The sequence below is a fragment of the Massilia varians genome, assembly GCF_027923905.1.
GTDB lineage: Bacteria > Pseudomonadota > Gammaproteobacteria > Burkholderiales > Burkholderiaceae_D > Telluria > Telluria varians_B.
Genome location: NZ_AP026966.1, coordinates 2,729,955 through 2,753,128 on the forward strand (window position 1 = coordinate 2,729,955; position 23,174 = coordinate 2,753,128).

Consider the following 23,174-nt stretch of genomic DNA (forward strand, 5'->3'; position numbering starts at 1 on the left):
TTTCCCCCGCAAGGAGAGCGGACGTGACCCACAAGCGCTTCTATATCCGCGCCGGCGCCACCACCACGGCGGGCGGCACCGTCAGGGCTTCGAGCAGTTTCACCACCCTGGACGGCATGCCGATCGCGCGCGAAGGCGATCCGGTCGACTGCCCCGCATGCGGCGAGCAAGGCGTCATCCAGTGCGTCATGCCGCGCCTTCCCGACCAGTCCGAGGGCAAGGAGTGCGCGCTGAGCGACGACCTGTGCATCTGCGCCTGTTCGCCCCCGCCCAGGCTGGTCGCCGACCAGTTCCACGACTTCCAGCTCGTCGCCGACAGCCCCACTCCCTAGCGCAACCACCCCGGCCATAGCCGCGCCTCCGGCCCATGCGCTGCGCGATCCTCGCCTTCGTCGCCGGGGTGTGCTGGCTGCAGACGCGCGCCGAACTGCCGCCACCCGCCCACTTGGCAGGCGCGCTTGTGGCGGCGCTGCTCTTGTTCACAGTGCGCAAATTCGCCGCGACCCTGCTCGCCGCCGCCATCCTCGGCGTAGCATGGTCGGCCTGGCTGGCCCACCTCGCCCTGGCCGACGTGCTGCCGCGCGAGCAGGAAGGCAAAGACGTCGCCGTCGTCGGCACCGTCGACAGCCTGCCGCATGAATTCGACGGTGGGACACGCTTCAACCTGCGCGTCGAACGGGTCCTGAGCCCGGACGCCACGGTCCCGCAGCGCATCGCCGTCTCCTGGTACGGGCAGCATGCGGCCACGGACAGCCAGACGCCTGTGCAGCCCGGCGAGCGCTGGCAGCTGGTGGTGCGCCTGCAGCGACCGCACGGCAATGCCAACCCCTACGGCTTCGACTACGAAGCCTGGTTGCTCGAGCAGGGCGTGCGCGCCACCGGCTACGTCCGTCCCGCCGGGCCGCGCAACGTCCGGCTCGACGCCTTCGTGCCGCGTCCCGCACACGTGGTGGAACGCGCTCGCGCCGCACTGCGCCGCCACATCCTGCAGAACATGGAGGGCAAGCGCTACGCCGGGGTGATCGTGGCCCTGGTGATCGGCGACCAGCGCGGCATTGTGCAGTCGAGCTGGGACGTCTTCAACCGCACCGGCATCAGCCACCTGGTGTCGATCTCAGGCCTGCACATCACGATGATCGCGGCCCTGGCGGCATGGGCGGTATCCAGCCTGTGGCGGCGCTCCTTCTTCATCGAGGGCGCCGCCTTGCCCTTGCGCCTGCCGGCCCAGAAGGCCGCGGCGCTCGCCGGGGCGCTGGTGGCGCTCGTGTACGTGCTGCTGGCCGGCGCCGGCGTGCCCGCGCAGCGCACCTTCTACATGCTGGCGTCCGTGGCGGCCGCATTGTGGTTCGGGCGGGTGGTGGCGCTGTCGCACGTGCTGTGCCTGGCCCTGGCCGTGGTGGTGCTGATCGATCCCTGGGCCGTGCTGGGGGCCGGTTTCTGGCTGTCGTTCGGTGCGGTGGCCGTGATCCTGTACGCCAATCTCGGGCGGGTGGAGTTCGCCACCGGATGGCGGCGCACCCTCGGCGCGGCCGTCCGTACCCAATACGCGGTGACTGTCGGCCTGGTGCCGCTGACCATGCTGCTGTTCGCGCAGGTGTCGCTCGCCAGCCCGCTCGCGAACGCGGTCGCGATTCCCGTGGTCAGCCTGTTCGTCACGCCGCTGGCGCTGCTCGGGGCGCTGCTGCCGGCGCCGCTGGCGGGTTGGGTGCTCGGGCTTGCGCACGTGGCGGTCGAACTGCTGGCAGACGGATTGGCCTGGCTGGCGGCCAGCCCGCTGGCGGTCGTGAACGCGCCGGCGCCGCAGGCGTGGATCTTCGTGCTGGCGCTTGCCGGTGCCGCGTGGATGCTGGCGCCGCGCGGCTGGCCGCATCGCTGGGCAGGCCTGGCCGCCTGGGCGCCGATGCTGACCCAGCTGCCGAGCGCGCCGCCTGACGGCAGCTTCTCGGTAACCGCCTTCGATGTGGGGCAGGGCATGGCCCTGCTGGTCGAGACCGGGCGTCACCGGCTGCTCTACGATGCCGGTCCGCAGTACGGGCCGGGGGCGGACGCGGCCGGCCGCATCCTGCTGCCTTACCTGCGCGGGCGCGGCATCGGCGCGCTCGATGCGCTGGTCGTCTCGCACAGCGACGTCGACCACGCCGGCGGCGCCCGCACCCTGCTCGAGGGCGTGACGGTGGCGCAAGTGCACTCCTCGCTGCCCGGCAGCCATCCGGTGGTGCGCGCCGCGCGCCGTCACCGGCGCTGCGATGCCGGCCAGGAGTGGCACTGGGATGGCGTCCGCTTCGAGTTGCTCGGGCCGACGCCGCAGTCCTACCAGGAAGCGGGATTGAAGGCCAATGCGCGCAGCTGCGTGCTGCGCGTCAGCGCGCTTGGCAAGGCCATGTTGCTGGCGGCCGACATCGAGGCGGCCCAGGAGCTGCAGCTGCTGCAAACCTCGCCCGGCCGGCTGCGCGCCGACGTGCTGCTGGCGCCCCACCACGGCAGCGGCACCTCGTCCACCGCCGCCTTCCTGGCCGCGGTAGAACCGACGTTCGGCATCTTCCAGGTGGGCTACCGCAACCGCTACCGCCACCCCAAGAAGGAGGTCTACGAGCGCTACGGCAGCCTGGGCATCCGCAGGCTGCGCACCGACGAATCGGGCGCGGTGACGCTGCATTTCGGCCAGACGCTGGACGTCGGCGAGTTTCGCAGCGAGCGGCGGCGCTACTGGCACGGCCGCTAGCTGCGCCTGCCCAGCCACGATGCGGCCGGTGCGCGCCAAGGGCGGGTCCGGTTTGGTGTAGGCATTCCCCTCTAAACCCGGTTCGCGCGCGGGCCGCATTCATTACAATGGCCCATTGACATTCACACCCAGGCCTCATGAGCAAACCGCTGCTGCACTTTTCCCACGGGAACAGCTACCCGGCCGGCACCTACGGCCGGCTGTTCCAGGCCCTGGGCGCGCACTACGAGCTGCGCGCCCACGACATGTACGGGCACGACCCGCGCTTTCCGGTGGGCGACGGCTGGCCCGGCCTGGTGGACGAGCTGATCCACCAGCTGGAAGGCTACGAGCGCCCGCCGATCCTGGTCGGCCATTCGCTCGGCGGCATGCTGAGCATGATGGCGGCCAAGCAGCGGCCCGAACTGGCGCGCTGCGTGGTCATGCTCGATTCGCCGGTGGTGGCCGGCTGGCGCGCCTTCCTGTGGAAGCTGGTCAAGCGGCGCGGCCTGGGTTCGCGCTTCTCGCCGGCGAAGTTCTCCGAGCGCCGGCGCAATGTCTGGCCGGACCGGGCGGCGGCCTACCAGCATTTCATCGCCAAGCCGATGTTCCAGGCCTGGGCGCCGGGCGCGCTCGACGACTACCTCGACCACGGCCTCAAGCCCCATCCGGAAGGGGTGCAGCTGCGCTTCGACCGGGCGGTGGAAACCATGATCTACAACACGCTGCCGCACCACATGGGCGCCATCCTGCGCGAACCCTATCCGCTGCCGATCGGTTTCATCGCCGGCACCAGCTCGGAGGAACTGCGCCAGGCCGGGCTGGACGCCACGCGCCGCCTGGTGGGCCGCAACCTGGTGATGATCGAGGGCGGCCATCTGTACCCGCTCGAGAAGCCGCTTGAAACAGCCCGGCTGACGCACGCGATGATCGAATGCCTGCTGGCGCCGTCGATGCCGGGCAGCCAAAGCGTGTCGGCGGCGGCGGTTTAGCGTAAAATCGCGGGATTGATTTTTTGGAATGTCACCGATGGCTATCAAGAGCGATAAATGGATCCGCCGCATGGCGGAAGAGACCGGGATGATCGAACCCTTCGAGCCGCGCCAGGTGCGCGAGTCCGATGGCCGCCGGGTCATCTCGTGGGGCACTTCGTCGTACGGCTACGATATCCGTTGCGCCAACGAGTTCAAGGTGTTCACCAACATCAACAGCACCATCGTCGACCCCAAGAACTTCGATTCGAATTCCTTCGTGGACGTCAAGAGCGATGTCTGCATCATCCCGCCGAATTCCTTCGCGCTGGCCCGCACCATCGAGTACTTTCGCATCCCGCGCAATGTGCTGACCGTCTGCCTCGGCAAATCGACCTATGCGCGCTGCGGCATCATCGTCAACGTCACGCCGTTCGAGCCGGAGTGGGAAGGCTATGTGACGCTGGAGTTCTCGAACACCACCCCGCTGCCCGCCAAGATCTATGCCGGCGAAGGCTGCGCCCAGGTGCTGTTTTTTGAATCCGATGAAATCTGCGAGACCTCGTACAAGGACCGCGGCGGCAAGTACCAGGGCCAGCACGGCGTGACCCTGCCGAAAACCTGATTCAAATTTTGCGCTATCCTGTCAATATTGAATCATATTGATAGCTTGAGATTGCATGGCTGATTGCTGCAGCGGCGGCTGCTCCCCAAGCAAACCGCCGGTCGATCCGCGCTACCGGCGCGTGCTCTGGATCGCACTCTGGGTCAACGGATTGATGTTCGGCGTCGAGATCGTCGCCGGCTGGGCCGCCGGTTCGGTCGCGCTGCTGGCCGACGCCGTCGACTTCCTCGGCGACGCCGCCAACTACGGCACCCCCTGTTCGTGCTGGCGCTGGCGCCGATCTGGCGCTCGCGTACCGCGCTGGTCAAGGGCGCTACCATGGGCGGCTATGGGCTGTTCGTGCTCGGCACCGCGCTTTGGCACCTCCAGTTGGGTGTCGTGCCGAAGGCGGAAACCATGGGCGTGATCGGTTTCCTTGCCTTGCTGGCAAACTGCGCGGTGGGCGCGCTGCTATGGGCCTACCGCAACGGCGACGCCAACATGCGCTCGGTGTGGCTGTGCACCCGCAACGATGCGATTTCCAACGTGGCCGTGATGCTGGCGGCCCTCGGCGTGTTCGGCACCAACAGCGGCCTGCCGGACCTCTTTGTGGCGTCCGTCATGGGCCTGCTGGGCCTGTCGGCTGCGTACTCGGTCATCACGCACGCAAGGCGCAAGATGCGCGAGATGCGCGCGCCCGCCGCGCCCGCGCCCGCGTCCGCCGCGACGATCGAACTCAAACGCCGCTAGCACGATCGCACCGGCGTAAAAAAAGGGGCTTGCGCCCCTTTTTTCATGCCTTGCGGCTCCCTTACGCGTCCTGCATCACGCAATCGACGAAGTAGCCGCGCTTGCCGTCGACCTCGCGCTTGACCAGGCCGTGCACGTCGGTCTCGAAGCCCGGGAAGCGCTCGTTGAAGTCGCGCGCGAAGCGCAGGTAGTCGACGATGGTCCGGTTGAAGCGCTCGCCCGGGATCAGGAGCGGAATGCCCGGCGGGTAAGGCGTCAGGAGGATCGCGGTGATGCGGCCTTCCAGTTCGTCGATCGCCACCCGCTCGATCTGGCGGTGCGCCATCTTGGCGAAGGCGTCGGACGGCTTCATGGCCGGCACCATGTCCGACAGGTACATCTCGGTGGTCAGGCGCGCCACGTCGTACTGCTTGTAGAACAGGTGGATCTCGGTGCACAGGTCGCGCAGGCCGCGGGTCTCGTAGCGCGGGTTGGCCGCGGCGAACTGCGGCATCACGCGCCACATCGGCTGGTTGCGATCGTAGTCGTCCTTGAACTGCTGCAGCGCGGTCACCAGGGTGTTCCAGCGGCCCTTGGTGATGCCGATGGTGAACATGATGAAGAAGGAGTACAGGCCGCACTTCTCGATGATCACGCCGTGCTCGGCCAGGTACTTGGTCACGATCGAGGCCGGGATGCCGGTGTCGCCGAACTTGCCGTCCAGGGACAGGCCCGGGGTCACGATGGTCGACTTGATCGGGTCGAGCATGTTGAAGCCCTCGGCCAGGTTGCCGAAGCCGTGCCAGTCGTCCTCGGCGCGGATCATCCAGTCCTTCTGCTCGCCGATGCCTTCTTCCGACTCGACGTCCGGGCCCCAGACCTTGAACCACCAGTCCTCGCCGAATTCCTGGTCGACCTTCTTCATGGCGCGGCGGAAGTCCAGCGCTTCCAGGATCGATTCCTCGACCAGGGCGGTCCCGCCCGGCGCTTCCATCATGGCGGCGGCGACGTCGCAGGACGCGATGATCGAGTACTGGGGCGAAGTCGAGGTGTGCATCAGGTAGGCCTCGTTGAAGGCGTCCTGGTCCAGCTTGACGGTTTCCGATTCGCGCACCAGGACCTGCGAGGCCTGCGACAGGCCGGCCAGCAATTTATGCGTCGACTGGGTGGAGAAGATCATCGACTGCTTGGCGCGCGGGCGGTTCTCGCCGATCGCGTGCATGTTCTGGTAGAAGCTGTGGAAGGCGGCGTGCGGCAGCCAGGCTTCGTCGAAGTGCAGGGTGTCGATCTTCCCGTCCAGCATTTCGCGCAGGGTCTCGACGTTGTACACCACGCCGTCGTAGGTCGACTGGGTGATGGTGAGGATGCGCGGCTTCTTGTTCACGGCGTCGCGCGCGAACGGATTGGCCTCGATCTTGCGGGCGATCGACTCGGGGGTGAATTCTTCCAGCGGGATCGGGCCGATGATGCCGAGGTTGTTCCGGGTCGGCATCAGGAACACGGGGATCGCGCCGCACATGATGATCGAGTGCAGGATCGACTTGTGGCAGTTGCGGTCGACCACCACGATGTCGCCCGGCGCGACCGTGCTGTGCCAGACCATCTTGTTCGAGGTCGAGGTGCCGTTGGTCACGAAATAGCAGTGGTCGGCGTTGTAGATGCGCGCCGCGTTGCGTTCCGACTTGGCCACCGGGCCGGTGTGATCGAGCAGCTGGCCGAGTTCCTCGACCGCGTTGCAGACGTCGGCGCGCAGCATGTTTTCGCCGAAGAACTGGTGGAACATCTGGCCGATGGGCGACTTCAGGAAGGCGACGCCGCCCGAGTGGCCCGGGCAGTGCCACGAGTAGGAGCCGTCATAGGCGTAATTGACCAGCGCGCGGAAGAAGGGCGGCGCCAGCGAATCGAGGTAGGCCTTGGCTTCGCGGATGATGTGGCGCGCCACGAACTCCGGGGTGTCCTCGAACATGTGGATGAAGCCGTGCAGCTCCTTCAGGATGTCGTTCGGGATGTGGCGGCTGGTGCGGGTCTCGCCGTAGATGTAGATCGGGATGTTCGCGTTCTTGTGGCGGATCTCCTGCACGAAGGCGCGCAGGCCGGTCAGGGCGAAATCGGTTTCCTCGACCGAGCCGCCGCCAAATTCCTCGTCGTCGATGGACAGGACGAAGGCCGAGGCGCGCGACTGCTGCTGGGCGAACTGGGACAGGTCGCCGTAGCTGGTCAGGCCGAGCACCTCCATGCCTTCCTGCTCCATCGCGGCCGCGAGTGCGCGAATGCCGAGACCGGAGGTATTCTCGGAACGGAAGTCCTCGTCGATGATGACGATGGGGAAACGAAATTTCATGGACAGCTCCAAAAGCGAAGCGCCGTGGTCGGCGGCCGGCCCTGCTGGGTCGGTCCGCCGGCCACGGCACCGGGAAAAAAGAGGAAACGGATTTTCGCAGAAATCGCGGGCACCGGTGCAATTATTTTGCAGCTTTATCTACGCATTCGCTGCAAGAGTAGCCAGTAGGCGCGCTGCCTGTCGCACACTAGCTTAAAATCTCAGTTGGCCAGCCTCCTGCCGACCCGCCGGAACACCTCGGTCAGCGCCGCCGCGCCGAAGGCCGCCAGCAGCGGACCGGCCGAGAACGGCACCGGCTCGGCCTGGATCGCGGCGAACAGGCCCAGCGTTATCCCGAACGCGGCCACCGCGCTGGTGAGCGTGAGTAGCCAGGTGCGGCGCGACAGCAGGCTGATCGCGGCCAGCGAGATTGCGATCTGCTGCGCGACCGCGGCGGCGGCCCATTGGCGGTGGCGATGAAGTTCCTTCTCGGACAGGGTGTTCCATGCGCTCGAACTGGCCTCGAAGCGTTCCGCTTCCTTGCGAATATTGTCCTTCTCGACGCCGTAGCGGCGGATCTCCTCGCGGTAGTGGGCGCGGTCGGTGCCGGGCAGGGCCGCCGCCAGCTCGGACAGGTTCTGGCGGTTGGTCTTGGCCTGGTAGTGGTTCCAGGCATTGGCGGCGCTGGTCTTGTCGATCGCCGCATTGCTCTTGTACAGGGCGGCGTTGTTGTGCGAGGCGCTGCCGATGAAGCCGAACATGGTCCCGAGGGTCGCCAGGATGGCGATCAGGACCGCGACCTTGCCGGCGAAGCCGTCGCCGCCGCGGGTGCCGGGTGTGCGCACTGCCTGGTCGCTCATGGCGTCAAGCCTCCTTGCGGCGCTGGTAGGTCACGTAGGCCAAGTCGAAGCCGTTCGCTTCCGAATGCTGGGCCTCGCGCGCCGTTTCTTCCCACACGGCCGGGTCGATCGGCGGGAAGAAGGTATCGCAAGGGAAGACGTGGTCGATCTCAGTAACGATCATGCGGTCCGCCAGCTGCACCGCCTCCGTGAAGATCTGGGCGCCGCCGATGATGCTGGCCGGCTCGCCGTGCAGAAGCGCGATGGCGGCCTGCAGCGAGCCCGCCGTTTCCACGCCCTCGTGCAACCACGCCGGATTGCGGGTGATGACGATGTTGCGGCGCTTGGGCAGTGGGCGGCCGATCGAATCGAAGGTCTTGCGGCCCATGACAATGGGTTTGCCCAGGGTGACGCGCTTGAAGTGGGCCAGGTCTTCCGGCAGGTGCCAGGGCAGCTGGTTGTCGATGCCGATGCCGCGCCGGGCATCGATGGCCACTACCAAAGTCAAAGCTGCATCACCCATCGTTGTGTCCGTCGTCATGTGTAGAGGTAGGAAATGTTGTCGCTTTGAAAGCAGGATGTCAAGGAAGATGGTCCCGGGTCAGACCGCCACCGGCGCCCGGATCGCCGGGTCCGGATCGTAGCCTTCGACCTCGAAGTCTTCGAAGCGGTAGTCGAACAGGGAATCCGGCTTGCGCTTGAGTACCAGGCGCGGCAGTTCCTTGGGCGTGCGCGACAGCTGCAGGTCGACCTGCTCCAGGTGGTTGCTGTACAGGTGGCAGTCGCCGCCGGTCCAGATGAATTCGCCCACTTCCAGGCCGGCCTGCTGCGCCATCATGTGGGTCAGGATCGCGTAGGAGGCGATATTGAAGGGCACCCCCAGGAAGATGTCGGCGCTGCGCTGGTACAGCTGGCAGGACAGCTTGCCGTCCGCCACGTAGAACTGGAACAGGGCGTGGCAGGGCGGCAGCTTCATGTTCGGCAGATCGGCCACGTTCCAGCTCGAGACGATCATGCGGCGCGAATCCGGCGTGTTGCGGATCTGCTCCAGCACCTGCGCGATCTGGTCGACGTGGCCGCCGGAAGGCGTCGGCCAACTGCGCCACTGGTAGCCGTAGATCGGCCCGAGGTTGCCGTCCGCGTCGGCCCATTCGTCCCAGATGCTGACGCCGTTCTCCTTCAGGTAGGCGATGTTGGTCGAGCCCTGCAGGAACCAGATCAGTTCATGGATGATCGATTTGAGGTGGACCTTCTTGGTGGTGAGCAGGGGGAAGCCCTGCTGCAGGTCGAAACGCATCTGGTAGCCGAAGACGGACAGGGTGCCGGTGCCGGTGCGGTCGGTCTTGACCGCGCCATGCTCTTTCACATGGCGCATGAAGTCGAGGTATTGGCGCATTGGATATGACGATAGGTGACAGCCCGTCATTGTACCCGAGAGCGCCCCGCTTGAGCTCGTCGCCGGCGACGGCTGCGGTATAGTGGACCCATGCCGACTTCCCCGCAGTATCCCAGCACGCCGGACGGCCGCTACTTCGTGGTCGCGGGCCGGTTGTGGCGATCGAGCAATCCGGCGCTGGCCCCAAGTGAGCGCCAGCAGCTGGTCGACGCGCTGATGCGGGCCCGCCGGCAGGTCGGCCTGGCCAGGCGGGCCGGCGACGCCGAAGCCGAGCGCGCCGCCCGCGCGCAGGTCGATGCGGCCAAGCGCGCGCTGGGCGAACGCGGCCCGGTGTGGTGGACCGACGGCGCACCGGACTACAACCGGCGCATGGTCGCCAACACCCCTTACGCGGACTGGTACACGGCCTTGCCGTCCTGAGCCAGCGCCTGCGCGAACAGCGCCAGCGCCTCGCGCACCCGCGCGTCCGGGGCATTCAGAAGGTTGTCCCCCACGTACAGCTCGAAGGAACTGGTGTCCGGCAGGGCGGTCGCGGCGATGCGGTTGAACATCCAGATGCCATGCCGCTCGGCGAGCTCGCGGCGGATCGCCAGCGCCCGCTCGGGCGCGACCGGCAGATGCAGGTGCAGCATGTTGACCTGGGGCGCCGCCGGATTCACGCGGATGATCGGGTGCGCCGCCAGTTCCCGATACAGGAAACGGGTGCGCTCCAGGCAGAGCGGCATCGCCGCCAGGCGCTGCTCGAAGCCCATCGCCGCCGCCACCACATAGGGCGTGCGGTGGATCAGGTTGCCCCCCTGGCGCCGGAACCATTCGGCCGCGCGGTCCACGAATTCTCGGGTGCCGGCCAGCATGGCGCCGCCCAGCCCGCCGATGCCCTTGTACAGCGAGACGTAGACCGAATCGAAGCCGGCCGCGACATCAATCAAAGGCTTGCCGTAGCCGGCGGCGGCTTCCCACAGGCGCGCGCCGTCCATGTGCAGGTGGGCGCCGCGCGCGCGGCAGTGGGCCTTGATCGCTTCCAGCTCGTCCCAGGGCGAGAGCTGGCCGCCGATCTCGCGCAGGGGCAGCTCCATGCCGACCGCGCCCAGGCGGTCGGGCAGCGCGGCCAGGTCGGCCACGCTCCAGGGGCGGTAGCGCTCGCCCGCCTGCACGGCCTTGAAGTGGCCCAGCAGCTGGTAGTTCGAGCGCTCGTGCACGAAAATGTGCGAGGTCGGGTGCAGGGCGGCCAGGTCGTGCCCGCGGTCCTGGCAGGCCAGGCGCAGCGCCGTGACCTGGGCCATGGTGCCGCTGACGCAGAACACCGCCGCCTCCTTGCCGAGCAGGCGCGCGACTTTCGCCTCGAACTCCTGCAGCAGCGCACCGCTGCCGTAGACGTCGTGCTCGACGCCGTTCGCCTCGCACCATGCGGCCATGGCGGCGAACAGTTCGGCGGGCGTGCGGGCGCGGTGGCCGGGGAAGACGAGTTGGCAGCGGCGTAGCAGGTCGGTATCGTTCAAGGTGCTCTCCTGGCGAAGCCCGCTACTCTACACCGAAGCGCGACGGCGCGGGATGGCTTGTCAGCGCAGGCCCAGCGCCGGGCGCCGCGGCGCGCCGGCGTCCGTGTCGCCGCCGAAGCGGAACAGGCGCACGGCGCGCGCCAGTTCGTCGGCCTGGTCCTGCATGGCCTGGGCGGCGGCGCTGGCCTGTTCGACCAGGGCGGCGTTCTGCTGGGTCGCCACGTCCATGGCGCCCACCGCCCCGTTGACGTGCTCGATGCCGGCAGTCTGCTCCAGGCTGGCGGCACTGATCTCGGCCATGATGTCGGTCACGCGCGCCACGCTCGCCAGTACCTCCTGCATCGTGACGCCGGCTTCGGCCACCAGCTTGCCGCCCGCGTCGACTTCGCCGTTGGATGCCTCGATGAGCAGCTTGATTTCCCGGGCCGCGCCCGCGCAGCGCTGGGCCAGGCTGCGCACCTCGTTCGCGACCACGGCGAAGCCGCGGCCCTGTTCGCCCGCGCGGGCCGCTTCCACCGCCGCGTTCAGGGCCAGGATATTGGTCTGGAAGGCGATGCCGTCGATCACGCCGGTGATCTCGGAAATCCTGCGCGACGACTGGCTGATGGCGTCCATGCGTTCGATGACCTGGGCCACGGTGGCGCCGCCGCGCTCGGCCACGCCGGAGGCCTTGAGGGCCAGCTGGTTGGCCTGGCGCGCATTGTCGGCGTTCTGGCGCACGGTGGCGGTGAGCTGGTCCATCGAGCTGGCGGTGCCGGCCAGGCTGGCCGCCTGTTCCTCGGTGCGCTGGCACAGGTCGAGGTTGCCGGCCGAGATCTGCTGCGAGGCGCTGGCGATCTGCTCGGCGTGCAGGCGCACCTTGCCCACCACACTGGAGAGGCTGGCGCCCACGCTGTTGATGGCCTCGGTCAGCAGGCCGATCTCGTCGCGGCGGGCGCTGTCCATGCGGGCGCTCAGGTCGCCTTCGGCGATGCGCCGCGCAACCTCGCGCACTTGCGCCAGCGGACGCGCCACGCTGGCGCGCACCACGGCGTACAGCAGCGCGGCCAGCACGGCCAGGGCCAGCAGGCCGGCCAGGATGAAGCGCTGGCGCAGCGTGCTGGCGGCCGCGGTGATCTCGTCGCGGTAGGTGCCGCCGGCGATGATCCAGTCCCAGGCCTTGATGTGGGTGTAGGCGACGAACTTCTCGCGCGCCGCGCCCTCGCCGGGGTTTTGCCAATCGTAGACGATGCTGCCGTTTTTCTGTTGCAGCATCTCGCGGATGAAGGGGCGGCCGTCGGCGGCGCGGCTGTCGAGCAGGTTGGCGCCTTCGCTGCCCGGATGCACCAGCAGCTCGCCGTAGTGCTTGCCCGGGGCGGCGTTCAGCACGTAGAAGTAGCCGGTCTCGCCGACCTTGACGGCGCGGATGCGGTCCTTCAGCAGCTTCATGTCCTCGCTGATGTCGACGCCCACGTAGAGCACCGCAACCACCTTGCCGGCGGCGTCGCGCGCCGGCTCGTACTGGGTGATGTACTGCTTGCCGAACAGCGTGACCAGGCCGATGTAGGCGCGGCCCTCGCGCAGCGCGGCATAGGCCGGGCTGTTGCGGTCGAGGGCGGTGCCGACGGCGCGTTCGCCGTTTTCCTTCTTGACCGAGGTCGTCACGCGCACGAAGTCTTCGCCGTCCAGGGCGAAGATGGTGGCGTTGCCGCCGGTCTGGGCGGTGAAGCCGTCCGGCGCGTCGAAGTCGAGGTTCAGCACCTTGCCGTCGAGCTTGAGGGTGGGCGTGGCCTTGCCGCCGATGTCCACCGTCGTGGCCGGATCGAGTTCGAAGCTGCCGGGCAGGCCATGGCGGAAGATGCGCCCGAAGCTCGCGGCCGAGCTGCTCACGCTCTTGTTGAACATCTCGACCGTGTTCGCCACGCTGCGCAGCTCGCTCGTGACGCTGTCGGTGGCGCGTTCCTCGAGCATGCGGGAGGTAGCATGGGTGATCGTCGCGACCAGCGCGGCGACGATCGCGGCCGTCAGGATGAAGGTGATGGCGCTGATGCGGGTGCCAACATTCCAGTTGGCGGGATGATATCGGGAGGCGGGCATGACGGACGTCTGGATCGGGAACCAGAGGCATCATACCTTTGTGATTTTCCGTAACGCAACAAAACCGGGTCAAAAACGGCGGCGCGCGCGGCGCCGCCACAACACAGATGCCGCATTGGCAAGCAAATCCGCGGCCGCGCGCATGGCCGGGACTCAGGAAGCCTGCTGCTCGAGCGGCGCGTGGGTCTGGAACTGCAGCGCCGCCAGGTTGGCGTACACGCCGCCATGGGCGACCAGCGAGGCGTGGGTGCCGGATTCGACCACGCGGCCTTCGTCGAGCACGATGATGCGGTCGGCGCGCTGCACGGTGGCCAGGCGGTGCGCGATGATGATGGTGGTGCGGCCGACCATGGCCGCTTCCAGCGCGCGCTGCACCAGGCGTTCCGACTCGGCGTCGAGCGCGCTGGTGGCCTCGTCGAGCAGCAGCAGGGGCGGATTCTTGAGCAGGGCGCGCGCGATCGCGATGCGCTGGCGCTGGCCGCCCGACAGGCGCACGCCGCGCTCGCCCAGGAAGGAGCCGTAGCCCTGCGGCAGGCGCTCGATGAACTCGTGGGCCGCGGCCATCTTCGCCACCGCGATCACCTCTTCGTCGCTGGCGTCGGGCCGGCCGTAGCGGATGTTCTCCAGCGCGCTGCTCGAGAAGATCACGGTGTCCTGCGGGACGATGCCGATCGCATCGCGCAGCGTGTGCAGCGCCAGGTCGCGGATGTCGATGCCGTCCAGGCGGATGCTGCCCGCCTGCGGGTCGTAGAAGCGCAGCAGCAGCTGGAACAGGGTGGTCTTGCCGGCGCCCGAGGGGCCGACCACGGCGACGGTCTCGCCGGCCGCGATGTCGAGCTTCAGGTGCGACAGCGCCGCGCTGTCCAGGCGTGAAGGATAGCTGAAACTGACGTCGTCGAGCGACACGCGGGCGCCGTTCTCGCGCCGCGGCGGCAGCGGGCGCGGGTTGGCAGGGTCCTGGATGTCGGAGCGGGCTGCCAGCAGTTCCAGCAGGCGCTCGGTGGCGCCGGCGGCGCGCTGGGCTTCGCCCATCACTTCCGAAAGCGCGCCGACCGAGCCGGCCACGATCGAGGCGTACAGGATGAACTGCCCGAGGTCGCCGCCGGTCATGCTGCCCTCCAGTACCGCGTGGGCGCCGAGCCAGAGCACGAACACGATGGCGCCGAACACCAGCACGATGGCCAGCATGGTGAGCATCGCGCGGGCGCGAATGCGCCGGATCGCGGTCTGGAAGGCGCCTTCGACCGAACTGCCGAAGCGGCCCGCCTCGATGCCTTCGTGGGTGAAAGACTGCACGGTGGGCATGGCATTGAGGATCTCGCCCGCCAGCGCCGAGGCGTCGGCGATGCGGTCCTGGGAATCGCGCGAGAGCTTGCGCACGCGCCGGCCGTACAGCACGATCGGCAGCACCACCAGCACCAGGAGGCCCAGGATGATCGCGGTGAGCTTCGGGCTGGTCACGAACAGCATGATCAGGCCGCCGATGAACAGCAGGGTATTGCGCAAGGCGAGCGAGATGCTGGTGCCGACCACGGTCTGGATCAGGGTGGTGTCGGTGGTCAGGCGCGACAGCACTTCGCCGGTGCGCGTGGTCTCGAAGAATTCGGGGCTCTGGTGCACCACGTGGCGGTAGACAGCGGCGCGCACGTCGGCCACCACGCGCTCGCCCAGCCAGGACACCATGTAGAAGCGTGCGGCGGTGGCGACTGCCAGCACGGCGGCGACGCCGAACAGGGCCAGGAACACCGCGTTCACGTGCTCGATGTTCTGGCGACCGGCCTCGGCGCCGAAGCCATGATCGATCATCTGCTTGAAGGCGGCGGGGATGGCCAGCGTGGCGCCGGCTGCGAACAGGAGCGCGATGCCGGCCAGCACGAACTGGCGGCGGTAGGGCGCAAGGAAGGGCAGCAGGCCCTTGAGGGTGGCCAGGCTGCCTTTGCGGGAGGTATCGGAGTCCAGCGTGCCGGTGGAGCGGGAAGTCATTGTCTCGGGTGGATTGTTCTTCAATTTTTCTCGGTCGTTCAAAGCTTCATGGGGCGCACGTAGCCCGTCATTTCCAGGTAGCCGCGGCCCAGGCGCTTTCCGTCGCGGCTGACCGTCACCGCGCCTTCCCAGTACACCGCGCCGGTCGAGCGGCGCGAATCGAGTTCCTGGTCCTGCTGCAGGGGAGTGAGCTGCCAGCGCAGCGCCCCGGTTGCCACATCCTGGGCCACCGGGTACTCGGCGCCGGTGCGCGGCGACCGCCAGCGCGCGGTGGGCGTGAAACTGACCTGCTCGGGCGCGTAGCGGGTCACGCGGCCGGCGCTGTCGCGCAGCGTGGCGTGCGCCCATAGTTTACCACCTCCCTTGCTGCGGATCTGAAAAGCCATCAGGGCGCCGCCGTCGTCGAGGTTCACGCCGATCCAGTCCCAGCCGGTGGCCTCGGGCTGCAGGGCTTCGCTCGACCACTCGTGATCCAGCCAGGCGCTGCCGGTCACGGCCACCGGCAGGCTGCCGGCGCGGCCGACGTTGCCGCTCACCTTCAGCTGCGGTTCGCTGTAGTAGTGGCTGGCATGCTGGGGGCTGGCGCCCTTGCGCGAATAGCCGCCTTCGCCCTGTACCAGCACCGGCTGGGTCGGCTGCAGGCGCAGTTCCAGCGTCAGTTCGCTGGATCGGATGGTGACGCGGTAGCTGCCGGAGCTGTCGCGCACCATGCGCCAGTCGTCGAGCTTCAGGTCGGTGTTGTCGGTGCGCGCCCAGGCCAGGCCGAAGCCTTCGCGCGCGCTCTTCTGGTCGTGCGCCAGGCGGCCGAGCTCGGGGTCGGACAGGGCGGCGTGGCCGATCACCAGCTGGCGCGGAGCGAACGCGCTCGGGTTCCGGGGATCGTGTTCGGTGCGGCTGCGAAAAAAGGTGACCTGGAAGCCGAGCGGCTTGCGGTCGGGCGTTTCGACCCAGCCGGTGACGTACCACCATTCGGTGCGAAATTCCGGGTGGGCGCCGAAGTCGCGCGGGAAGGACAGCGTGGCGCCGGGCACCACCGGCGCAAACTGCGGCGGCTCGGCACGGCCCCACTGCACCACGAACAACAGCAAAACGAACAGCACCAAGCGCATTACCAATCCTCCCTGACCGCGCGTACCGGACCACCCGACAGCGCATAACGTCCCGACACCAGTGCCGTCAGGATCGAGGCCCCGACCAGCACCGCGGCCACGCTCCCCAGCAAGGTCCACGGCAGATGCAGCTGCATCGTCCAGTGGAAGGACTGGGGGTTGACAACATAAACCAGGATCAGGCTGATGAACAGCCCCAGCGCGAAGCCGCAGGCCACCCCGAGCAGGGTGAGCAGGCCGCCTTCGAAGGCCAGGATGCCCAGCACCTGGCCGCGCGTGACGCCGACGTGGCGCAGCATGCCGAATTCCTTCGAGCGCGCCAGCGTCTGGGCCGAGAAGCTGGCGGCGACCCCGGACAGCCCAATGGCGATCGCGATCGCCTCGAGCAGGTAGGTCACGGCAAAGCTGCGGTCGAAGATGCGCAGGCTGGCGGCGCGGATCTCGCCGGCCGACATGGTCTTGAGCGCGGCGCCGAAAGGCAGGGCGCGCACCGCTTCCTCGAGCTGCGCGGCGCTGCCGCCGCGCGCCGCGAACAGCGCGGCATCCGTGACTTCGCCTTCGCCGGTCAGGGCGCGGTAGTCGGCCAGGCGGATCACCACCGAGCCGGCCTGGTTGGCGTAGTCGCGCCACACGCCGGCCACGAAGAACGGGGCTTGCGCGCCGCCGAGCGGCAGGGTCAGGGTCTGGCCGACGCGCACCCCGTACAGGTCGAGCATGGCTTCGGAGACCCAGGCCGGACGCGCCCCGCCCGGCACCGGGGCGCTGGGACCCACCAGGTACAGCAGCTGCCCCGGATCGCGCGCATCGATGTCGCGCGCGATCACCACCACGCTGGGCCGCTCGGGCGCCAGCGAAACCGGACGGGTGCGCAGGAAGTGGGCCTGGGCGACGCCGGGCAGGGCGCGTAGCGCCGCCTGCTGGCCGGAGGTGAGGAAACCGGTATTGCCGCTGGTGGCCGCACGCACGTACAGGTCGGCCGGCAGGATGTGTCCCATCCAGTCGTCGACCGAGATCCGGAAGCTGGCCACCATGATGCCCATCGCCACCATCAGGCTGAAGCTGGCGAGCACCCCGCCCAGCGCGATCGCCGCCTGGCCGGGGGCGTTCGCCAGGCGCGACAGGGACAGCAGCAGGATCGGCGGCGCGCGCCGCGTCCGCAGCAACATGCTCTCCATGCGGCGAAAAGCGACCGCGGCCAGGCGCGGCGTCAGGCCGATGCCGCCGATGAGCAGCAGCGCGATCGAGAGGTAGCCGAACAGCGGCAGTTCGAATACCGGCGGTGCGAAGGCCAGCAGCGCGGCGAGCAGCAGGCACAGCAGTGAGGGCCAGATGCGCGCCAGGCGCGACAGCGCGGCCTCGTCGGCGCCCGACTTGATCGCCACCGCCGGCCGCGCGTTGGCGGCCTCGAGCGCGGGCGCCAGGCAGCCGAGCAGGGCCACGCCAAGGCCGAGCAGGAAGAACACCGCGGCCGCCAGCGGCGTGAACTGCACCTGCGGACGGATGCCGGGGAAGTAGCCGGCGCCCAGGTCGCCGCCGAAATAGGTGAGGGCCAGGGCCGCCAGCGCGTAGCCGCCCAGGATGCCCAGCGCCGCCCCCAGTACGCCCAGGCTGGCGCCCTCGAGCAGCACCTGGCCGAGCAACTGCTTGCGCTCCAGGCCGAGCACGCGCAGCAGCGCGAACTGGCTGCGCCGGCGCATCACCGACAGCGCCTGGGTCGAGAACACCAGGAAGGCGCCGGTGAACAGGGCCACCAGCGCCAGCACGGTCAGGTTGACGCGGTAGGCGCGGCTCAGGTTGGCGTTGCGCGCTTCCTGGTCGCTGTCGTTCGGCTGGCGCACCACGAAGCGGCCCGGGAAGCTGCGCTCCAGTTCCCGGGCCAGGCTGCGCTGGAAGGCGGCGCGGTCGACCCCGTCGCGCAGCTTGAGGTCGACCCGCGACAGGCGCCCCAGCTGCTTGAAGCGCCACTGCATCGCGCCGATGTCCATGACGGCGATGCGCTGGCCGGCGCGGGCGCGCTGCACCGGCCCGGCCACGCGCAGCCTGAGGTCGGCCGTGCCGGCGCGCAGCACCAGGATGTCCCCGGGCCGTTTTCCGAGCCAGCTCTGGGCAGCCGGCGACAGGAACAGGGCGTCGTCGGCCAGTACGTCGGTCATGCGGCCATCCTGCGGCACCCCGGTGAGATCGGGCGAGATGGCCCAGGCGCGGAAGGCATCGATGCCGACGATGCGCAGGGCGCCTTGCATGCCGGGGAAACCCGCCGACAGCTCGAGCACCGGCGCCGCCGCCGCCACCTGCGGCCGGTCCGCCAGCTGCGGATACACGGACTCGTCGAAGAGGGGCTCGCGGCCGACCACCTGGATGTCGGCCTGGCCCGACAGGGTCTTGACGGCGGCGGAAAACTCGTTGAAGGCGGCGGCGTTGATGAGGTGGATGGCGAAGCCCATGGCGACCCCGACCGCGATCGCCGCGATGGCGAGCAGCGCCCGCACCGGATGGGTGCGCCATTCGCCGAACAGGAGCCAGCGAGACAGTGTGCCGGTCGGCAGGCTCAGGCCGGGCATTCCACCGCCAGTGCCTCGGCCTGCCGGCGCGCCTTGGTGCGGGCGCGCTCGGCCTCCTCGCGCCCGGCGCGCTGGGCATCTTCCATGGCCCACCTGTGCTGCAGGCGCAGCCGGTCGCAGCGCCGTCGGATGGCGGCCGCGGCCCGCCCTGCCCGGACACGCTCGCGCGCCGCCTGTTCCTCGCGCGCCGCGCGCGCCTCCTCGATCTCCTGCAGGCGGGCGCGATCGCGCGCAAGCCGGGCCAGCGCTTCCGGCGCTTGGGCGGGCGCCGCCTGTACCGTCAAGGCTACCGCGTCCTGGCCGCAGGGCCGGTCGTGATAACTGATCCTGCCGCCTTCCCGGCATTTGTAGATCGTGCCGGCGCTGGCGGCGCCGGACACCAGGCACAGGATCGCCATCGAGAGTTGCTTGCGCATAGGAAGGTCCCCGGTCATAGGATTTTGCCAGGGTTCATAATGCCGAGCGGGTCCAGCGCGGCCTTGATGGCACGCATCATGTCCAGTTCGGCCGGGTCCTTGTAGCGCGCCAGCTCCTCGCGCTTGAGCGCGCCGATGCCGTGCTCGGCCGAGATCGAGCCTTGCAAACGCATCACGTTGTCGTGGACGATGCGGTTCACCGCGTCCTGGTGCGCCAGGAAGCCGTCGTGGCCGATGCCGGCCGGCGGCGCGACGTTGTAATGCAGGTTGCCGTCACCCAAGTGCCCGAAGCACACAACCTGGCAGCCGGGGAAGGCCGCCTGCAAGGCGGCATCGGTCTGGGCGATAAAGTCGGGGATGTGCGACACCGGCAGCGAGATGTCGTGCTTGATGTTCTTGCCGGCCGCCGCTTGCGCCATCGAAATGTGCTCGCGCAGCTTCCACAGGCCGATCGACTGGCTTACCGAGCTGGCCAGCACGGCGTCGAGCGCGATGCCGGCTTCCAGCGCCGCCCCGACCGCGGACTCGACCAGACCGGCGGCGTGGTCTTCCGATTCGTTGCTCGACAATTCGATCAGGGCGTACTGCGGATAGTGGTCGGCGAAGGGCCGGGGCAGGTCGGGGAAATGGGTATGGACCAGGCGCAGGCACAGGTCGGACATCAGCTCGTAGCCGGTGAGCGCGGCGCCGCAGCGTTCCTGCATCAGGGACAGCAACGCCAGGGCACTGGTTGGCGAGTCGAGCGCGACCAGTGCCGTCAGGGCCGCCTTCGGCTGCGGATACAGCTTCAGCACGGCGGCGGTGATGACCCCGAGCGTGCCCTCCGCGCCGATGAACAGCTCGCGCAGCGCATAGCCGGTATTGTCCTTGCGCAATCCGCGCAAGCCGTCCCACACCCGGCCCTGGGCGGAGACGACTTCCAGGCCCAGACACAGCTCGCGGGTATTCCCGTAGCGCAGCACCGCGGTGCCGCCGGCATTGGTCGCCAGGTTGCCGCCGATGGTGCAGCTGCCTTCGCTGGCCAGCGACAGCGGGAACAGCATGCCGGCTTCCAGCGCGGCCTGCTGGACGTCGACCAGCAGGCAGCCGGCTTCGACCGTCATGGTGCGGTTGGCCGCGTCGATGGCGCGGATGCGGTTCAGGCGCCGCAGCGACAGCACGATGGCGCTGCCGCTGGCATCGGGCACGCTGCCGAGCACCAGGCCGGTCCTGCCGCCCTGGGGCACGATGGGCACGCGTGCGGCGGCGCAGGCGGCCACCACCCGGGCCACCTCCATGGTGTCGGCGGGTAGCGCCACGGCGAGCGCGCGCCCGCTGAAGCGGCCGCGCCAGTCTTCCAGGAAAGGCGCCATCGCGGCGGGATCGAGGATCAGGTGCGCCGCGCCGACGATGGCGCCGAGCGCGGCGGCGAACGTGGCCGGCGCGGCGCCGGCCGGCTGTGCTTCAGTCATGCGGGACTTTGACCTTGTCGAGCAGTTCCTTGGCCAGGCGCTTGGCTTCCTTCTTGTACGGATGCAGGAACAGCAGCGCGCAGGCGTAGTAGACCACCACCAGCACGATCTCGCCGACCGCCATGGCGCGCGAGGCCTCGGCGGTGTCGGCCCAGGCGCGCACCACGCCTTCGGCGAAATAGATGAGGATCACCATCGACGACCACTGCAGGGTGTAGAGGTCGCGCTTGATCACCCCGCGCAAGGGCAGCAGCAGGGGCAGGGCCTTGAGCGCGAGCAGCGAGCCGCCCGGGTGCAGCGGTGCGACGAAGACTTCCCAGGCCACGAGCCAGCCGATCAGCCAGATCAGGCTTGCGATTGCGCCGGCATGAAAGACTTTTGCGGTATCCATCATTGCATTCCGTGGAGTTTGACCGCCGCATGCGCCAGACGTTTGCCGAGCGCGATGGCGAGCACGCGCTCGTCCTCGCTCAGGGCACGCTTGCCGTCGGCGCCGGCCCAGTGCGAGGCGCCGTAGGGGCTGCCGCCGCTGGCGGTATTCATGAGTTCAGGATGCGAATAGGGCAGGCCCATCACGAGCATGCCGTGGTGTAACAAGGGCAGCATCATCGACAGCAGGGTCGATTCCTGGCCGCCGTGCAGGCTGCCGGTGGAGGTGAACACGACCGCCGGCTTGCCCGACAGCGTGCCGTTGACCCAGTCGGCGGCGGTGCCGTCCAGGAAGTACTTGACCGCGGACGCCATGTTGCCGAAGCGGGTCGGCGAGCCGAGCGCCAGGCCGGCGCATTCGCGCAGGTCGTCCAGCTCGACGTAAGGCGCGCCTTCGCTCGGGATGTCGGGCGCGGTGGCCTCGGCCACGGTCGACACGGCCGGCACGGTGCGCAGGCGCGCTTCCACCCCGGGCACGCTCTCGATGCCCTGGGCGACCAGTTCGGCCAGCTTGCGGGTGGCGCCGTGGCGCGAGTAGTACAACACGAGAATAGTCAGGTTCGGGGTCAGGGTCGGCTTCATCGTTGGTATTATAGGGCGCTTTGCTCAATTGACATGCCCTATGCGGGGCGAATCGAACCACCGAATGCTTTCCAAGACCGTTCACTCCCTGTCGCGCAGCACCGGCGAGCTGCTGGCCCTCGGCGGCGAGCGCGCGCGCGGCCTGACGCTGGGCGAAGCCGGCGACCTGCTGCGCTTCGCCCGGCGCCGCCTGCGCGAAGAGAAATTGCCGCAAGTGGCAGGGAGCCTGACCTTCACCACCACGCTCGCGCTGGTGCCCCTGCTCACCATCGTGCTGGCAATCCTGACCACCTTCCCGGTGTTCGGCCAGGTGCGCGCGGCGCTCGACACCTGGTTCGTGCAGACCCTGATGCCCAAGGCCATCGCCAACACGATCAGCGCCAACCTGACCCAGTTCGCCGACAAGGCCAAGGGTCTGTCCCTGCTGGGCGCGGTGCTGCTGCTCGTGACCACGACCGCGATGATGGGGATGATCGAGCGCGCCTTCAACCAGATCTGGGGCGTGCGCCGGCCGCGGCCGTGGTCGCAGCGGGTGCCGGTCTACTGGTCCATCATCACGCTCGGGCCGATCCTGTTCGGCCTGTCGCTCACCGCCACCTCCCAGCTGTTCACCGCCACCGGCGGCCTGGTGAAGTCTTTCCCATTGCTGGGTACGCTGTTCTACACCGTGGTGTCGGTGGCCCTGAGCGCCGGGGCCTACATGCTGCTCTACATGGCGGTGCCGAACCGCCGCGTGCACTGGCGCGACGCCCTGTGGGGCGGGCTGGCGGCGGCGATCGCCTTCGAGCTGGCCAAGCGCGGCTTCGCGCTGTTCATCCGCCAGTTCCCGACCTATGCCATCATCTATGGCGCCCTGGCGGCGCTGCCGCTGTTCCTGGTCTGGATGTACCTGTCCTGGCTGATCACCCTGGTGGGCGCGGTGCTGGCCGCGGCGCTGCCGGTGGTGAAGTACGAGCGCTGGAAACACCAGCCGGCCCCGGGCAGCGCCTTCGTGGACGCGATGGCCGTGCTCAAGGTGCTGTGCGGCAGCGCGCGGCTGACCGGCACCACCCTGGTCTCGAACGCGGCGATCCGCGCCCATACCCGCATCGGCTACGACGAGATGTCGATGCTGCTCGAGAAAATGCTGGCGGCCGGCTGGGTCGGCCGGGTGCAGGACGAGCTCCCGGCGCGCGTGCGCTGGGGCGGCGGCGCCCGCGAACAGGTCGAGCACTGGGTGCTGCTGGCCGATCCCGGCACGCTCAGGCTGGCCGACGTCTACCGCCTGTTCGTCTTCGATGCCGGCAATAGCGATGCGTCGCTGCCTTCCACGCCGCTCGCGCTCGACACTGCGGCGCTGGCGCGCCAGGTCGAGGCGGCGGTGGAGGAGGGACTGGAGCAGAGCCTGGCCGAGCACTTCGCGGCCGCCGTCTAAGGTCTCCCGGCGTCACCGGTCACGCGGCAAGCGGCGGCCAAAAAACCGTCCCGCCACGGTCTCGGGCGTGTATTATTTGCAAATTCTGCAATGT

Annotated in this window: 20 protein-coding genes; 7 read left to right on the forward strand and 13 right to left on the reverse strand. The window is 68.7% G+C overall.

The features are described from left to right. Window positions 1-23 precede the first annotated feature (23 nt). From MasN3_RS12385 to MasN3_RS12405, 5 genes are all read left to right on the forward strand, one after another. Complete coding sequence (locus tag MasN3_RS12385; RefSeq protein ID WP_281914393.1) at window positions 24-332, forward strand: PAAR domain-containing protein; 309 nt, start codon at window positions 24-26, stop codon at window positions 330-332. A gap of 35 nt (window positions 333-367) precedes the next feature. Beyond that, entirely contained in the window at window positions 368-2,722 is a 2,355-nt protein-coding gene (locus MasN3_RS12390; RefSeq protein WP_281914394.1) for a DNA internalization-related competence protein ComEC/Rec2, read from the forward strand. A 137-nt stretch (window positions 2,723-2,859) separates the two neighbouring features. Beyond that, on the forward strand, window positions 2,860-3,693 hold the full coding sequence (locus tag MasN3_RS12395) for an alpha/beta hydrolase (RefSeq protein ID WP_281914395.1): 834 nt from the start codon (window positions 2,860-2,862) through the stop codon (window positions 3,691-3,693). A 37-nt stretch (window positions 3,694-3,730) separates the two neighbouring features. After that, window positions 3,731-4,297 carry a dCTP deaminase gene (dcd, locus tag MasN3_RS12400; RefSeq protein ID WP_281914396.1) on the forward strand — a complete coding sequence of 189 codons (567 nt, stop codon included), beginning with the start codon at window positions 3,731-3,733 and terminating at the stop codon, window positions 4,295-4,297. 261 nt (window positions 4,298-4,558) lie between these two features. Further along, window positions 4,559-5,026: a cation transporter gene (locus MasN3_RS12405; RefSeq protein WP_370662385.1), complete on the forward strand. Its 468-nt coding sequence runs from the start codon at window positions 4,559-4,561 to the stop codon at window positions 5,024-5,026. Between the two features lie 61 nt (window positions 5,027-5,087). Here MasN3_RS12405 and MasN3_RS12410 read toward each other — a convergent pair whose 3' ends face one another. From MasN3_RS12410 to MasN3_RS12425, 4 genes are all read right to left on the reverse strand, one after another. Further along, window positions 5,088-7,346 (reverse strand): arginine/lysine/ornithine decarboxylase, encoded by a 2,259-nt coding sequence (locus MasN3_RS12410; RefSeq protein ID WP_281914397.1) that lies wholly within the window; start codon window positions 7,344-7,346, stop codon window positions 5,088-5,090. 200 nt (window positions 7,347-7,546) lie between these two features. Continuing rightward, the gene (locus MasN3_RS12415; protein WP_281914399.1) at window positions 7,547-8,185 is read right to left on the reverse strand and encodes a DUF4337 family protein; all 639 of its coding nucleotides are present in this window, start codon (window positions 8,183-8,185) and stop codon (window positions 7,547-7,549) included. Between the two features lie 4 nt (window positions 8,186-8,189). Further along, the gene (locus MasN3_RS12420) at window positions 8,190-8,687 is read right to left on the reverse strand and encodes a dihydrofolate reductase (RefSeq protein ID WP_281914400.1); all 498 of its coding nucleotides are present in this window, start codon (window positions 8,685-8,687) and stop codon (window positions 8,190-8,192) included. A 78-nt stretch (window positions 8,688-8,765) separates the two neighbouring features. Then, the gene (locus tag MasN3_RS12425) at window positions 8,766-9,560 is read right to left on the reverse strand and encodes a thymidylate synthase (RefSeq protein ID WP_281914401.1); all 795 of its coding nucleotides are present in this window, start codon (window positions 9,558-9,560) and stop codon (window positions 8,766-8,768) included. A gap of 90 nt (window positions 9,561-9,650) precedes the next feature. On the opposite strand from MasN3_RS12425, the gene MasN3_RS12430 reads away from it, so the two are divergent. Then, window positions 9,651-9,980 (forward strand): hypothetical protein, encoded by a 330-nt coding sequence (locus tag MasN3_RS12430; protein WP_281914402.1) that lies wholly within the window; start codon window positions 9,651-9,653, stop codon window positions 9,978-9,980. Here MasN3_RS12430 and MasN3_RS12435 read toward each other — a convergent pair. The 9 genes from MasN3_RS12435 to wrbA all read right to left on the reverse strand — a co-directional run bounded on the left by MasN3_RS12435 (window position 9,947) and on the right by wrbA (window position 21,666). Continuing rightward, window positions 9,947-11,059 carry a threonine aldolase family protein gene (locus tag MasN3_RS12435; RefSeq protein ID WP_281914403.1) on the reverse strand — a complete coding sequence of 371 codons (1,113 nt, stop codon included), beginning with the start codon at window positions 11,057-11,059 and terminating at the stop codon, window positions 9,947-9,949. The genes MasN3_RS12430 and MasN3_RS12435 overlap by 34 nt on opposite strands. A gap of 60 nt (window positions 11,060-11,119) precedes the next feature. Then, window positions 11,120-13,135 (reverse strand): methyl-accepting chemotaxis protein, encoded by a 2,016-nt coding sequence (locus MasN3_RS12440; RefSeq protein ID WP_281914404.1) that lies wholly within the window; start codon window positions 13,133-13,135, stop codon window positions 11,120-11,122. A 153-nt stretch (window positions 13,136-13,288) separates the two neighbouring features. After that, entirely contained in the window at window positions 13,289-15,118 is a 1,830-nt protein-coding gene (locus MasN3_RS12445; RefSeq protein WP_281914405.1) for an ABC transporter transmembrane domain-containing protein, read from the reverse strand. 38 nt (window positions 15,119-15,156) lie between these two features. Then, entirely contained in the window at window positions 15,157-16,227 is a 1,071-nt protein-coding gene (locus MasN3_RS12450; protein WP_281914407.1) for a lipocalin-like domain-containing protein, read from the reverse strand. After that, a complete protein-coding gene (locus MasN3_RS12455; RefSeq protein ID WP_281914408.1) occupies window positions 16,227-18,788 on the reverse strand; it encodes an FtsX-like permease family protein in 2,562 nt (853 codons plus the stop codon). The genes MasN3_RS12450 and MasN3_RS12455 overlap by 1 nt, the downstream gene beginning before the upstream one ends. After that, complete coding sequence (locus MasN3_RS12460; RefSeq protein ID WP_281914409.1) at window positions 18,776-19,204, reverse strand: DUF4124 domain-containing protein; 429 nt, start codon at window positions 19,202-19,204, stop codon at window positions 18,776-18,778. The genes MasN3_RS12455 and MasN3_RS12460 overlap by 13 nt, the downstream gene beginning before the upstream one ends. Before the next feature lie 14 nt (window positions 19,205-19,218). Then, window positions 19,219-20,655, reverse strand: coding sequence for an FAD-binding oxidoreductase (locus MasN3_RS12465; protein ID WP_281914410.1), 1,437 nt, complete (start codon window positions 20,653-20,655; stop codon window positions 19,219-19,221). Next, complete coding sequence (locus MasN3_RS12470) at window positions 20,648-21,049, reverse strand: DUF2069 domain-containing protein (RefSeq protein ID WP_281914411.1); 402 nt, start codon at window positions 21,047-21,049, stop codon at window positions 20,648-20,650. The genes MasN3_RS12465 and MasN3_RS12470 overlap by 8 nt, the downstream gene beginning before the upstream one ends. Next, window positions 21,046-21,666 carry an NAD(P)H:quinone oxidoreductase gene (gene wrbA / locus MasN3_RS12475; protein WP_281914412.1) on the reverse strand — a complete coding sequence of 207 codons (621 nt, stop codon included), beginning with the start codon at window positions 21,664-21,666 and terminating at the stop codon, window positions 21,046-21,048. Before wrbA ends, MasN3_RS12470 begins: the two co-directional genes overlap by 4 nt. Before the next feature lie 64 nt (window positions 21,667-21,730). Between wrbA and MasN3_RS12480 the strand changes: the two genes are divergently transcribed. Next, complete coding sequence (locus MasN3_RS12480) at window positions 21,731-23,080, forward strand: YihY family inner membrane protein (protein ID WP_281914413.1); 1,350 nt, start codon at window positions 21,731-21,733, stop codon at window positions 23,078-23,080. Window positions 23,081-23,174: the final 94 nt, after the last annotated feature.